This is a genomic window from Nocardioides pelophilus (assembly GCF_014180685.1).
Taxonomy (GTDB): Bacteria; Actinomycetota; Actinomycetes; order Propionibacteriales; family Nocardioidaceae; genus Nocardioides; species Nocardioides pelophilus.
Window position 1 is genome coordinate 1 of the sequence record NZ_JACEHF010000035.1, and the last position, 13,982, is coordinate 13,982.

General features: G+C 68.5%; 13 protein-coding genes. 12 read left to right on the forward strand and 1 reads right to left on the reverse strand.

The features are described 5' to 3' along the window. Both H0488_RS08765 and uvrB read left to right on the forward strand, forming a co-directional pair. Nucleotides 1–433: carboxymuconolactone decarboxylase family protein (locus H0488_RS08765; protein WP_183098897.1), on the forward strand; the 433-nt coding region annotated here is incomplete at its 5' end. A gap of 43 nt (nucleotides 434–476) precedes the next feature. Beyond that, entirely contained in the window at nucleotides 477–2,606 is a 2,130-nt protein-coding gene (gene uvrB, locus H0488_RS08770) for an excinuclease ABC subunit UvrB (protein ID WP_183098898.1), read from the forward strand. 118 nt (nucleotides 2,607–2,724) lie between these two features. Here uvrB and H0488_RS08775 read toward each other — a convergent pair whose 3' ends face one another. Next, nucleotides 2,725–3,405, reverse strand: coding sequence for an ion channel (locus H0488_RS08775; protein ID WP_183098899.1), 681 nt, complete (start codon nucleotides 3,403–3,405; stop codon nucleotides 2,725–2,727). Nucleotides 3,406–3,652: 247 nt separating this feature from the next. Here H0488_RS08775 and H0488_RS08780 point away from each other — a divergent pair, with 247 nt between their 5' ends. The 10 genes from H0488_RS08780 to H0488_RS08825 are packed head-to-tail and all read left to right on the forward strand — an operon-like array spanning nucleotide 3,653 to nucleotide 13,943. Beyond that, nucleotides 3,653–4,375 carry an MlaE family ABC transporter permease gene (locus tag H0488_RS08780; RefSeq protein ID WP_183098922.1) on the forward strand — a complete coding sequence of 241 codons (723 nt, stop codon included), beginning with the start codon at nucleotides 3,653–3,655 and terminating at the stop codon, nucleotides 4,373–4,375. 1 nt (nucleotide 4,376) lies between these two features. Then, nucleotides 4,377–5,216: an MlaE family ABC transporter permease gene (locus tag H0488_RS08785; protein ID WP_183098900.1), complete on the forward strand. Its 840-nt coding sequence runs from the start codon at nucleotides 4,377–4,379 to the stop codon at nucleotides 5,214–5,216. Then, on the forward strand, nucleotides 5,216–6,529 hold the full coding sequence (locus H0488_RS08790) for an MCE family protein (protein WP_183098901.1): 1,314 nt from the start codon (nucleotides 5,216–5,218) through the stop codon (nucleotides 6,527–6,529). Before H0488_RS08785 ends, H0488_RS08790 begins: the two co-directional genes overlap by 1 nt. Beyond that, the gene (locus tag H0488_RS08795; RefSeq protein ID WP_246371656.1) at nucleotides 6,526–7,611 is read left to right on the forward strand and encodes an MCE family protein; all 1,086 of its coding nucleotides are present in this window, start codon (nucleotides 6,526–6,528) and stop codon (nucleotides 7,609–7,611) included. The genes H0488_RS08790 and H0488_RS08795 overlap by 4 nt, the downstream gene beginning before the upstream one ends. Further along, nucleotides 7,608–8,585 (forward strand): MCE family protein, encoded by a 978-nt coding sequence (locus tag H0488_RS08800; protein ID WP_183098902.1) that lies wholly within the window; start codon nucleotides 7,608–7,610, stop codon nucleotides 8,583–8,585. The genes H0488_RS08795 and H0488_RS08800 overlap by 4 nt, the downstream gene beginning before the upstream one ends. A 5-nt stretch (nucleotides 8,586–8,590) precedes the next feature. Further along, nucleotides 8,591–9,826, forward strand: a complete 1,236-nt coding sequence (locus H0488_RS08805; RefSeq protein ID WP_183098903.1) for an MCE family protein — start codon at nucleotides 8,591–8,593, stop codon at nucleotides 9,824–9,826. After that, a complete protein-coding gene (locus tag H0488_RS08810) occupies nucleotides 9,826–11,166 on the forward strand; it encodes an MCE family protein (protein WP_183098904.1) in 1,341 nt (446 codons plus the stop codon). The genes H0488_RS08805 and H0488_RS08810 overlap by 1 nt, the downstream gene beginning before the upstream one ends. Then, on the forward strand, nucleotides 11,163–12,428 hold the full coding sequence (locus H0488_RS08815) for an MCE family protein (protein ID WP_183098905.1): 1,266 nt from the start codon (nucleotides 11,163–11,165) through the stop codon (nucleotides 12,426–12,428). Before H0488_RS08810 ends, H0488_RS08815 begins: the two co-directional genes overlap by 4 nt. Further along, on the forward strand, nucleotides 12,425–13,111 hold the full coding sequence (locus H0488_RS08820; protein WP_183098906.1) for an Rv1363c family protein: 687 nt from the start codon (nucleotides 12,425–12,427) through the stop codon (nucleotides 13,109–13,111). The genes H0488_RS08815 and H0488_RS08820 overlap by 4 nt, the downstream gene beginning before the upstream one ends. Before the next feature lie 7 nt (nucleotides 13,112–13,118). Next, entirely contained in the window at nucleotides 13,119–13,943 is an 825-nt protein-coding gene (locus H0488_RS08825; protein ID WP_183098907.1) for a flagellar basal body-associated FliL family protein, read from the forward strand. Nucleotides 13,944–13,982: the final 39 nt, after the last annotated feature.

Here is a 13,982-nt window from a genome sequence, read left to right on the forward strand (position 1 = left end):
GTTCCTGACCCTCGGCCGCAACCGTCGGCTGTTCTGGGGCTGGCTGCACTTCGCGGGCCGGCTGATGCCCGGCGGCCGGCTCCCGCGCCGCCAGACCGAGCTGGTGATCCTGCGGGTCGCGGCCACCTGCGGCTCGGAGTACGAGCTCACCCAGCACCGTCGGATCGGCCGCCGGTCCGGGTTGACCCCCGAGCAGATCGCCCGGGTCGAGGCCGGTGGGCTCGACGGCTGGACCGGATCGGACCGGCTGCTGCTCGCCGCCGCCGACGAACTGTTGGCCGACGACGACCTCACCGACGACACCTGGGCCGCGCTCCGGGAGGAGTACGACGAGCGGGTCGCGATCGAGATCGTGATGCTGGTCGGCCACTACCGGATGCTCGCGACCGCCCTGCACACCCTCCGCATCCGGCCGGACCGCCCTCGCCGCTGACCGGGCCGGGGCGTTGTCCCCGGGCCGCCGTACGCTCGTAGCCATGCGTCCGATCACTGACCTCGAGCGTCGCGTCGCGCCCTTCAAGGTGGAGTCCGACTACCAGCCGTCCGGCGACCAGCCGGCGGCGATCGCCGAGATCACGCGCCGGATCGAGGCCGGCACGAAGGACGTCGTCCTGCTCGGCGCCACCGGCACCGGCAAGACCGCGACCGTCGCCTGGGTCGCTGAGCAGGTGCAGCGGCCCCTGCTCGTTCTGCAGCCCAACAAGACCCTGGCGGCCCAGTTCGCCAACGAGCTGCGCCAGCTGTTCCCGAGGAACGCGATCGAGTACTTCGTCTCCTACTACGACTACTACCAGCCCGAGGCCTACGTCCCGCAGACCGACACCTACATCGAGAAGGACAGCTCGATCAACGAGGAGGTCGAGCGGCTGCGACACTCCGCGACCAACAGCCTGCTCACGCGGCGCGACGTGATCGTGGTGTCGACCGTGTCGTGCATCTACGGCCTCGGCACGCCGCAGGAGTACGTCGACCGCATGGTGCGGCTGCGCGTGGGCCAGGAGCACGACCGCGACTCGGTGCTGCGCCGGCTGGTCGAGATCCAGTACACCCGCAACGACCTGTCGTTCACCCGCGGCACGTTCCGGGTCCGCGGCGACACGCTCGAGATCTTCCCGGTCTACGAGGAGATGGCCATCCGGGTCGAGTTCTTCGGCGACGAGATCGAGCGGATGATGACCCTCCACCCGGTCACCGGCGAGGTGCTCACCGAGGACACCGAGCTCTACATCTTCCCCGCCAGCCACTACGTCGCCGGCCCCGACCGGATGGAGCGGGCGATCAGTGGCATCGAGGCCGAGCTCACCGAGCAGCTGGCGACCTTCGAGCGGCAGGGCAAGATGCTCGAGGCGCAGCGATTGCGGATGCGCACCTCCTACGACATCGAGATGATGCGCCAGATCGGCACCTGCTCCGGCATCGAGAACTACTCGATGCACATCGACGGCCGGTCCCGCGGCTCGGCGCCCAACTGCCTGCTCGACTACTTCCCCGAGGACTTCCTGCTCGTCATCGACGAGTCCCACGTCGCGGTGCCGCAGATCGGCGGGATGTACGAAGGCGACATGTCCCGCAAGCGCAACCTGGTCGAGCACGGCTTCCGGCTGCCGAGCGCGATGGACAACCGGCCGTTGCGGTGGGAGGAGTTCCTCGACCGGATCGGGCAGACCATCTACCTCTCCGCGACGCCGGGGGACTACGAGCTCGACAAGGTCCAGGGTGATGTCGTCGAGCAGATCATCCGACCGACCGGCCTGATCGACCCCGAGGTCATCATCAAGCCGACCAAGGGCCAGATCGACGACCTGATCCACGAGATCCGGCTCCGCACCGAGCGCAACGAGCGAGTGCTGGTCACGACGCTGACCAAGAAGATGTCCGAGGACCTGACCGACTACCTCCTCGACGCCGGCATCCGCACCCGCTACCTCCACTCGGAGGTCGACACGCTGAAGCGGATCGAGCTGCTCCGCGACCTCCGGCTCGGTGCCTACGACGTGCTCGTCGGCATCAACCTGCTCCGCGAGGGGCTCGACCTGCCCGAGGTGTCCCTGGTGTCGATCCTCGACGCCGACAAGGAGGGCTTCCTGCGCTCCGACAAGTCGCTCATCCAGACCATCGGCCGGGCTGCCCGCAACGTGTCCGGCCAGGTGCACATGTACGCCGACCGGATCACCGCGTCGATGGAGTCGGCCGTCGACGAGACCAACCGGCGGCGGGCCAAGCAGGTCGCCTACAACGAGGCCCACGGCGTCGACCCGCAGCCGTTGCGCAAGAAGATCGCCGACATCACCGAGATGCTGGCCCGCGAGGACGAGACGACCCAGGCGCTGCTGCAGACCTGGGCCGACGCGGGCGTCAGCGGCCGGGCCGGGGGAGTGAAGGGCCGCCGGGCGCCGGTGCCGACGCTGGGCGACAGCGCCTCCGGTGAGCACGCCACCGCGCTGGCCGGACTGCCGAGCTCGGACCTCGCGGCGCTGATCCAGGACCTCACCGACCAGATGAAGGGCGCCGCCGCCGAGCTGCAGTTCGAGCTCGCGGCCCGCCTGCGCGACGAGATCAACGACCTCCGCAAGGAGCTGCGCCAGATGGTTGAAGCGACGAAGTGAGGAGGGAGTGCCGACCGAGGAACGAGGTCGGAGCATTCCCGACGAGCGAGGAGCGCGCGAGCGCAGCGAGTGCGGGCGACGAAGTGAGCTCTTGGCGACCAGGTGACGTGGTGAGAGATCAGCGCGCGCGCCGGAGGTTGGTGAGCCCGACCAGCCGGGCGATGACCAGGGCGACGTAGAGCACGCCTGCGACCTGCTCGACCATCACCAGCGACCGCGCGTGGTCGAGCACGGGGTAGACGTCCGACAGCCCCACGCTCGTGAGCGTGGTGAAGGACAGGTACAGCAGCTCGAACCACTCGAGCGGGGCACTGCCGTCGGGGTTGTCGTAGCCGATGAACGATCCGGGCCACACCACCTGGGCGGCGGCGTACACGTAGGCGAACGCCCAGGCGACCACGGTGAAGGCCGCGCCGACGGCGAAAAGCTCGTCGCGGGTCACGTCGTCGTCCTCGAAGAGGTAGCGGATCATCGCGTAGGAGACGAAGAAGTAGAACGGCACGTGGAACGCCGCGGAGGCGAGCACGACGGCCTCGGTGTCGGGGGAGATGGCCTCCGCGACGGTGAGCAGCATCGCCGGCACGCCCAGCACCACTGCCACCCAGCTCAGCACCGGGGTGGCGCGCACCGCCCAGGCGGCGATCAGCACGACGCCCATCTGGACGACGCCGATCACCGCCCGTCCCGCGGTCGACTCCTCGAGGAAGGGGTACAGCAGCACGACGAGGAGCTGGGCGCCGAGCAGGACGGCTGACGGATGCCGGCCGACGGTGCCGAGTCCGGCGTCTGGGGTGCCCACGCTGCGGCATGTTACGGCCCCGAGGTCCCGCGGACCGGGACCGCGTCCATCAGGTCATCTGTCCCGATAGCGTGACTGTGGTCGCTCCGGGGTCGTTAGCGTCTTGTGTAACGAGACGATGCGTGTCTCGTTGGTCACAAACAAGAACACGTTCTAGTATGGCTCAGTCACGGCAGACGAACGGGAGGTGGCCGGGTTGGCGTTCAACGCTGCTTCGGTCATCCGTGGTCCCGGCGAGCTGGCGCTGATGACCGTCGAGGTCACCAAGCGTCTCTTCACCCGGCCGTTCCAGTTCCGGGAGTTCGTCGAGCAGGCCTGGTTCATCACCAGCGTCACCCTGATGCCGACGATCCTGGTGTCGATCCCGTTCGGTGCGGTGATCTCGCTCCAGGTCGGCAACCTCACCGGCCAGCTCGGCGCCCAGTCCTTCGCCGGCGCGACGGCCGTGCTCGCCACGGTCCGCGAGGCCGCGCCGATCGCGGCGGCCATGATCATCGCCGGCGCTGCCGGCTCGGCCATCTGCTCCGACCTCGGCGCCCGGAAGATCCGCGAGGAGATCGACGCGATGGAGGTGCTCGGCATCGACCCGCTCGAACGGCTGGTCGCGCCCCGGGTGGCGGCGACGATGTTCGTCGCCTTCATGATCAACGGGATCGTGATCTGCGCCGGGATCGGCGGCGGCTACTTCTTCACCGTCATCGTGCAGGGCGGCTCGGCAGGCGCGTTCCTCTCCTCGTTCACGGCGCTGGCGTCGTTGCCCGACCTCTACATCGCAATGGTCAAGGCGCTCATCTTCGGCTGGCTGGCCGCGATCGTGGGGTCCTACAAGGGCCTCAATGCCGGCGGCGGCCCCCTGGGCGTCGGCCGCGCGGTCAACGAGGCCGTCATCGTCGCGTTCATGCTCCTGTTCTTCCTGAACGCAGTCATCTCGGCGATCTACTTCCAGGTCGTCCCTCCGGTGGGGCTCTGACATGGCAGCGGTCAGCGAGATCGTCACCGACGTCGTCCAGGCGCGACGCCGCACCCTCGAGGGGTACGGCGACCAGCTGCTCTTCTACATCAAGGCGATCCTCTGGGTGCCCGCCGCGATCAAGCGCTATCCCCGCGAGATCTGGAACACCCTGGCCGAGGTGGCGTTCGGCGCCGGCGGCCTGAGCCTGATCGCCGGGTCGGTCGGCGTGATCGCGTTCATGGCGTTCTTCGCCGGGACCGAGGTCGGCCTGCAGGGCTACGCGTCGCTGAGCCAGATCGGTGTCGCGAAGTTCAGCGCCTTCATCTCGGCGTACTTCAACACCCGCGAGGTCGCGCCTCTCGTCTCGGCGATCGCGCTCGCGGCCACGGTCGGCTGCGGCTACACCGCCCGGCTCGGCGCGATGCGGATCTCGGAGGAGATCGACGCGCTCGAGGTGATGGCGGTGCCGTCGCTCCCGTTCCTGGTGACGACCCGGATCATCGCGGCGTTCATCGCCGTGATCCCGCTCTACATCGTGGCGCTCTCCGCGTCGTACCTCTCGCCGCGACTGATCGTCGTCTACATCTACGGGCAGTCGGCCGGCACCTACGACCACTACTTCCTGCAGTTCCTTCCACCGATCGACATGCTCTGGTCCTTCTTCAAGCTGCTCTTCCTCGCGGTCGCGGTGATCCTCATCCACTGCTACTACGGCTACACCGCCTCCGGCGGACCCGCAGGCGTCGGGCGCGCCGTCGGTCAGGCCATCCGGACCAGCATCGTCACCATCGTGGTTGCCGACTTCTTCCTGAGCTTCGCCATCTGGGGCTCGACGACGACAGTCAGGATCACCGGCTGATGCTCGTCAACATCCATCACGACTCCGCCAAGGAGCACAACCGGCTCCTCGTGGCCGGCATCGGCTTCCTGCTGACCATCGCGCTGCTGGTCTGGTTCTCGATCGCGATCTACAACAAGGAGTTCGACCGGGTCACGATGGTGACCGTCAAGGCGGACCGGGCCGGCCTCCAGCTCGCCAAGTTCGGTGACGTGCGCATCCACGGCGCCCTGGTCGGACAGGTCCGGAAGGTCACCCAGGACGGCCAGGAGGCGGAGATCCACATCGCGCTGGATCCCGACGCGGCCGAGAAGATCCCCTCCAACATCACCGTCGAGATCCTCCCGACCACGCTCTTCGGGCAGAAGTACATCGCGTTCAACCGCCCGGACGTGCCCTCCTCGGATTCGCTCCAGGACGGCGACGTGATCCCGTCCGACCGGGTCGAGACCAACGTCGAGCTGAGCCAGATCCTCGCCGACCTCTTCCCGTTGCTGCGGGCCGTGCAGCCGGCCGACCTGAACGCCACCCTCAGCGCGCTGGCGACGGCGCTCGAAGGTCGCGGCGAGCAGATCGGCGAGACGATGGACGACCTCGGTGCCTACCTCGGCACCATCGACGACTACCTGCCGACGCTGCGCCAGGACCTGATCGCGCTCGCCGACGTCGCCGACGCCTACGACCTCGCTGCCCCCGACCTGCTCGACGTGCTCGACAACGTGACCGTCACCAGCAAGACGATCACCGAGAAGGCCGAGGACCTCGACGTCTTCTTCTCCGACCTCGCCGGCCTCGCGAACACCTCGACCCGGATCCTGAGGTCCAACGAGCAGAACATGATCGAGGTCGGCCGGGTCACCGAGCCCATCCTCGCCCTGCTGCGCACCTACTCGCCCCAGCTGCCGTGCCTGATCAAGGGCGCCGCGGCGTACGCCCCGATCCTGTCGAGGACGTTCGAGGGCAACGTCGTGAAGCAGTACTTCGAGTTCGGCAACGCCCAGTACCGCCACTTCGACGAGTCCGACTTCATGGAGTACGGCGAGGTCGGGCACGGTCCGTGGTGCCTCGGGCTGCCGAAGTTCAAGGTCCCGGGAGACCGGGTGCCGCTCGACAACGGCAGCGACATCGACGAGACCCCGCCGACCAGTCCGATCCCCAACTTCGGAGCGCTGCCCGAGATCGACCTCTCCAGTGGGTTCGCCGGCACCGAGGGTGACCAGCAGGTCGTCAACGCCCTGCTGGCCAGCCGCACCGGCCGGCAGCCCGACGAGTACGGCGCGCTCGGCTCGCTGCTCTACGGGCCCGTGGTCCGCGAGGGGAGGGCCGCCGGATGATGAAGAACCGACGCAATGCCGCGTTCTACTCAGCGGGCATCAAGCTCGTCATCTTCTCCCTGGTCTCGATCTTCCTGACCGGGCTGCTCGCGGTGATCATGGGCAACCTCAGCCTCGCGGGCGGGAAGACCTACCAGGCCGTCTTCACCAACGCCAGCACCCTGGAGAAGGGCGACGACGTCCGGATCGCCGGCGTGAGCGTCGGCGAGATCAAGAAGGTCGAGCACCACGAGCGGTCGATGGCGATGGTGACGTTCCGCATCGACGACGACATCGAGCTCACCACGGCCTCGACCGCCGAGATCCGCTTCCTCAACCTGGTCGGCGACCGTTACCTGGCCCTCGAGGAGGGGCAGGGCGCGGGCGACGCCGAGACCCTCGACGACGGCGACACCATCCCGGTCGACCAGACGAGCCCCTCGCTCGACCTGACCGTCCTGTTCGACGGGTTCAAGCCGCTGTTCCAGGCCCTCACCCCCGACCAGGTCAACGAGCTCAGCATGAACCTGGTGCAGGTGCTGCAGGGCGAGGGCGGCACCGTCCGCGGACTGCTCGAGCACACCGCCTCGCTGACCACCACGCTCGCCGACCGCGACCAGCTCATCGGCCAGGTGGTGACCAACCTCAGCGAGACCCTCAACACGGTCAACAAGCGCCACAAGCAGCTGAGCACGCTGGTCATCGAGCTGAAGGACTGGATGCAGGACCTCGCCCGCGACCGCAAGACCATCGGCGGCTCGCTCGACAACATCTCCGACCTGACGGTCACCGTCGCCGACCTGCTCCGCCGGGGTCGCCCCCTCCTGAAGAAGGACATCGCCGCGCTCAAGGACCTGGCCGCCCTCATCAACACGCCGGCGCAGCGCCGGGAGTTCGTCGACCTGCTCGACCGGATGCCTGAGGTGATGTCGGACCAGATCCGCACCGGCACCTACGGCTCCTGGTACCAGTACTACATCTGCGGCGCGTCGGTGCGCGTCGACCTTCCCGCGCTCGGCAACATCCCGATCATCCGGCAGATCCAGGACTACATCGGGAAGTTCGAGTTCCACTCGGAAGTGCCGAGGTGCTTGGACCGATGAGAGCCAGCGACGCAAGGATCATGCGGCTCGGGGTGATCACCCTGGTGCTGATGGCGGTGGTCTCGGCCGCCACGTTCAACCTGTCCAAGTTCCCGGGCTTCCGCGGCACGACGTACTACGCCGAGTTCAGCGACGCCAGCGGCATCCACAAGGGCAACATGGTCCAGGTCGGCGGCCTGCGGGTGGGCCGGGTCAGCGATGTCTCGCTGGACGACGACCGGGTGCTGGTGAAGTTCGAGATCGACGGCGACGTCGACTTCGGGCCGGAGACCACGGCGTCCATCGAGGTGCTGAACCTGCTGGGCGAGAAGTTCCTCGACCTGCAGCCGCAGGGGGAGGGCGAGCTCGAGGCCGGTGACACGATCCCGCTCGAGCGGACCGAGGCGGCCTACGACATCGTGGGCGTCTTCGGTGACCTGGCGACGACCACCGAGGAGATCGACACCAACCAGCTGTCCGAGGCGCTCGACGTCGTCTCCGGGACGCTCGACGGCTCCGCTCCCGAGATCGCCGCGGCGTTCGACGGCATCGCCCGGCTGTCGCGGAGCGTGTCCCAGCGTGACGAGGAGATCCAGACGCTGTTCGAGAGCTCGCAGAAGGTCACCAAGGTCCTCGAGCGGCGCAGCGAGGACATCGTCGACCTGATGCGGCACAGCGACCTGGTCTTCAAGGAGCTCCAGAGCCGCAAGGCGGCCGTGCACCGGCTGCTGGTCAACGCGCGGATCCTGGCCGAGGAGCTGCAGGGCCTGGCCGAGGACAACGAGCAGCAGATCGGGCCGGCGCTGGCCGAGGTCGACGAGCTGCTGACCATGCTGGTCGACCGGCGGGACCAGCTGAAGGCGACGCTGCACGAGCTGGGCCCGTACGTCGACATCCTCAGCAACATCATCGGCACCGGTCCGTGGTTCGACGCGGTGGCGATCAACCTGCTCTCCATCCCGACCGGCGAGTTCCAACCCGGATTCCCGGAGTGATGGCGATGGCAAAGCAGATCTGGCAGCGGATTGACCGGAGGATCGTCCTCCTGGTCGCGCTCCTCCTCGCCGTGGGAGCGGTGCTGAACGTCGCGGTTTCCGACCGCGAGACCAAGTCGGTGACGGCGATGTTCCCCCGCGCCGTGAGCGTCTACAAGGGCACCGACGTGCGGATCCTGGGCGTCAACGTCGGCGAGGTCACCTCGGTCACCCCGGCGGGCAACGCCGTCCGGGTCGAGATGGAGTACGACGCGTCGTACGACCTGCCGGCCGACGCGCAAGCCGTGATCGTGACGCCGACCCTGGTGGCCGACCGGTTCGTGCAGCTCACGCCGATCTACGAGGGCGGACCCGTCCTGGCCGACGACGCGACCATCGAGCTGCCGGACACCGGCGTGCCGGTGGAGCTCGACCGGATCTACGCCAGCCTCCAGGCGCTGACCCGGGCGCTCGGCCCCAACGGTGTCAACAAGGACGGTTCGCTCGACAACCTGCTGCGCGCCGGGAAGAACGCCCTCGAGGGCCAGGGTGCCGCCGGCAACGAGATGATCCGCGAGCTCGCGCTCGCCGCCGAGACCTTCGGCGAGGGCGCCGGGCCGCTGTTCGCGACCGTGACCAGCCTGGCCGAGTTCACCACCACCCTCGCCGACAACGACGCCCTGGTCCGCGCGTTCATGCAGGACCTCGCCGGGGTCTCGGAGACCCTCGCGACCGAGAGCGACGAGCTCCAGCAGGCCGTGGCCGCGGTGGCGAGTGCGGTCGGCAGCGTCGAGTCGTTCGTCCGCGACAACCGCGAGGCATTGTCGAAGGACATCCAGAAGCTGTCGAGCGTGATGGCGGCCATCGCCTCGGAGAAGGACAACCTCAACACCGCGCTCGAGGTCGCACCCACCGCGATGGACTCGCTCCACCTGGGCTTCGACCACTCGACCGGCTCGCAGAACTCGCGGGTGGGGATCGGCGCCAACATCTGGACCGCGGACGGGTTCATCTGCGGGCTCATCCAGCAGAACCCCGGCATGCCGCGGGCGCTCAAGGACACCGCGTGCGACCTGATCGCTCAGCTGCTGAGCCCGATCGTCGACAGCCTGCCGTTCTTCCCTCCCGGTTATGAGGAGTACACCCCGAAGGAAGCGGTGTCGAAGGACAAGACGCGGCTGAACGTCCCGAAGCCGGACGAGGTCGCGTACGTGCCGACGTCCGACCCGTCGCTCGCCGGGCTCCTCGGAGGTGGATCGTGATGCGCACCGCACCCTGGCTGCTCGCGACCGCGCTGGGCGCCTCGCTCCTGAGCGGCTGCGACTTCGACGGGGCCTACGACCTTCCTCTGCCCGGCTCGCCGGTCAGCGAGGACGAGTCCTTCGAGGTCACCGCCGAGTTCCGCGACGTGCTCAACGTCGTCCCGCGCTCACCGGTCATGGTCGACGACGTCGTCGTCGGCGAGGTGACCGAGGTCGAGCGGGAGGGCTGGCACGCCCGCGTCGTGCTGCGGATCAAGGACGACGTGGTCCTCCCCGACAACGCGATCGCCGACATCCAGCAGGTCTCGCTGCTGGGCGAGAAGTACATCTCGCTCGAGGAGCCGACCGAGCAGGAGCCGGAGGGCCGGCTCGAGGAGGACGACGAGATCCCGCTGTCGGTCACGGGCCGCAACCCCGAGGTCGAGGAGGTGCTCGGTGCGCTCTCCTTCCTGCTGAGCGGGGGAGGGGTCGCCCAGCTCGGCACCATCACCCGTGAGGCCAACCTGGTCATGAGCGGCCGCGAGGACCGGCTCAAGGCGATGCTCGGCTCGCTCGAGGGCGTGGTCGCCACGCTCGACCAGCAGAAGGGCGACATCATCAACGCCCTGGAGTCGATGAACAACCTGGCCGCGACGCTGAACGCCGAGAAGGACACCATCGGCGACGCGCTCGACGCGATCGGGCCGGCGATCGACGTCCTGGCCGACCAGCACGACGAGCTGATCGGGATGCTCGGGGCGCTCGAGCGGCTCGGACGCGTCGGCACCCGGGTCATCAACGCCAGCAAGGAGGACATCCTCAAGATGCTGGAGCACCTCCACCCGGTGCTCACGAAGCTCTACGAGGCCGGCCACTCCCTCGGCCCGGGGATCAACCTGATGGTCAGCTTCCCCTTCCCGAAGGCGGCCAACAACATCGTCCAGGGCGACTACGCCGACACCATCGCGCGGGTGGACCTCGACCTCGAGAACCTCCTGAAGAACGTCGGCATCCCGGAGATCACGCTCCCCGACCCCGGCGAGATCCTCAACCAGGTCCAGCGCTGCCTGCGCAGCGGAAGCCTCTCGAGCTCGGCTTGCGCGAAGGTGCTCAGGGACGTCGACCTGCTCCGCGACCTCAAGAGGCAGTGCCGCAAGGAGGCCCTGCGGGACTCGCCGGTCTGCCGGGTGCTGAACGCGTTGCCCGACCTCGACCTCGGCGGTCTCCTCAACCGGGGTGCCCTCGGCGACAGCCTCAACGGCTACCGGGACGGCGTGAACGGTCTCTCGCAGTCGCTCGTCGGCGGCGCCGACCCGGACCCGTCCGCCGACCCGTCCGGACTGCTGGGGGTGACCACATGAGCCGCGGCGTCCGGATCCGACTCATGGCGTTCGTCGTGCTGAGCGCCGTGGGCATCACCTACATCACGGCCAGCTATCTCGGCTTCATCGACCGGGTCACCGGCAGCGGCCACACCGTGACCGCGACCCTGCCCGGGTCCGGTGGCCTCTTCGAGGGCAGCGAGGTGACCTACCGCGGCGTCAAGATCGGCAAGGTCACCAAGATGACGCCGACGACCGACGGCATCGAGCTCGAGCTCGCGATCGAGGAGGAGACCGAGCTCCCGACCGACTCCAAGATGTACGTCCACAACCTCTCCGCGGTCGGTGAGCAGTACCTCGACTTCCAGCCCGAGGACGAGGAGGCGCCGTACGCCGAGGACGGCACGGTCTTCCACGGCGACGAGTCCTCGCTCCCCGTCGACGAGGCGGACCTGCTGGTCGACCTCGACGACTTCGTCGGCTCCGTCGACAAGCAGAGCCTCCGGGTGGTGGTGGAGGAGCTCGGTCTCCTGTTCGGCGACACCGGCCGCGACCTCCAGGCGCTGCTCGACAACGGGTCGCTCTTCGTCGAGGAGGCCACGGCCCACACCGACGAGACGATCACCCTCCTCCGCAACGGCCTCACCGTGCTACGGACCCAGCAGGGGCAGAAGGAGAACATCCGTTCCTTCGCCCGAGACCTCGCGACCCTGACCGCGGCGCTCCGGGGCAGCGACAAGGACCTGCGCAAGGTGCTGTCGAGCACGCCCGGCGCGGCGCGCGAGCTGCAGAAGCTGCTCGAGGACCTCGAGCCGACCCTGCCCGCGCTGTTCAGCGACCTGGTCACGGTCGACCAGGTCGTGCTGGCCAACCTCGACGGGCTGGAGCAGCTCCTGGTGACCTACCCGACCCTGATGGCCGGCGGTCCGACGGGCAGCACCCGGGACGGCTGGGGTCACATCAACGTGCAGATGGACTACAGCGTCCCGCCGTGCACCGACGGCTACCTGCCGCCCAGCAGGTGGCGCTCGCCGCACGACCTCACGGACACGCAGTACTTCCCGGCCCAGTGCAACTCGGGTCCGCCGTACGTCATGCGCGGACCCAAGTACGTACCGGCCCGCCGCGGCAACGCCTCGACCCCTCGCGTCTACAGTGGCGTCTACGACCCGGTGACGGGAACCGTGCCCGGCGTCCGTGATGGCGAGGGACGCCAGGTGCAGTTCCGCCAGACCGGGAACATGTCCGTCCTGGGAGGGGATGCGTGGAAGTGGCTGCTCGTGGGTCCGGTGGCCCGTTGAAGTCTGGGCCGGTAGGCGAGCAGGCGGACGAGCAGGCGGACGAGCAGGGGGGGCGTAGCAGGGTCCGCCTCAACATCGTGCTGTACGTCGTCGCGCTGCTCTGTGTCGCGGCTGTCGGCCTGGCCGGTTCGCGGATGTGGAGCTCCCACGAGCGCGACGGCGGTGACCGCTCCGGCAACTGGTTCAGCGACGCGATCGCGGTGATCACCGACGAGCGGCTCGCGGTGGCGCCCGACACCCGGGCCGGCGAGGACGTCGGCCGGGGGACCGTCTCCGCGATGGAGCCGGCGCCGGAGGAGGAGCAGATCCGCACGGCGGAGCAGCTCGAGGCCGCCACCAAGATGGTCAACGCCTTCCTCAACATCAACTACGAGGACGTCGAGGCGAACATCGAGGCGGTCAAGTCGCTCTCCACCGGTCAGTTCCTCCGGCAGTACACCAATGCCTCCGAGGACCTCGCCGACCTGACCCGGCAGGCCAAGGCCACCCAGACCGGCGAGGTCGTGTGGGCGGGTCTGGTCGCCGGCGACCCCGACGACGCGACCGTGATCGTGGCGACCAGCGGAACCGTGACCAACGAGCTGACCGAGTTCGAGCCCCAGTCCCGCACCTACCGGCTCCAGCTCGACCTCGAGCTCGTCGACGACCGGTGGCTGACCAGCGACCTGCAGTACGTGGAGTGACCCGCCGATGAGTAGAAACGCGCCGCGTCGCCCCTCGCGCATCACGACGCCCAAGCCCCGCAAGATCGCCGGTAGGGACGCGACCGCGGACGAGCAGCCCGGGTCCGCCGAGCAGCAGCCCGAGCAGGTCGAGCAGGCTGACCGGGCCAAGCAGGCTGACCAGGGCAAGCCGCCCAACCCCCCGAAGCCGCGCGTGTCGAAGCAGCCGCCGGCCGACGACGACGGTGCGTCGAAGGAGACCGCGCTCGCCAGCCCGAAGGCGACCCGGATGCTGCTCGTGCTGGTCGCCGTCTTCGTCACCCTCCTGCTGCTGCAGGGGGTGTGGTTCTACTTCCACGACCGCGCCAACGACGACCGGACAGACGCCGCGCGGGACACCGCCTCGGAGTCCCAGGACGCCGACGACGACCCGGCGATCTCGGTGCCGTCCGGGCGGCCGGTGGTCCTCAACCAGCTCGCGGTCCAGGAGGGTGTCGAGGCCGCCGCGGTGGCGGCGCAGACGATGTTCGCGCGCAACTGGGAGTCCTACGACCAGGGCGTCGAGGACGCGATCCGTCTGATGACCGAGGAGTTCGCGCAGGAGTACAAGGCGACCACCGACGACGTACGGCGCGAGTTCATCGCCAAGAAGACCGAGGTCCAGGTCAGGGTGGTCGCCCAGAGCGTCGTCCGGGCCAACGACACCGAGCTCGAGGCGCTGGTCTTCCTCAACCAGTACATCTTCCGCGGCGAGGGTGAGGACGCGACCAACACCTACACGCCGTACCGCGCGGTCATCACCATGGTGCACACGGACGACGGCTGGTTCGTCGACGGTCTGCAAACGCAATAGCCAGCGACTGAGAGGTGGGTCATGCCCCACGAAGAAGTA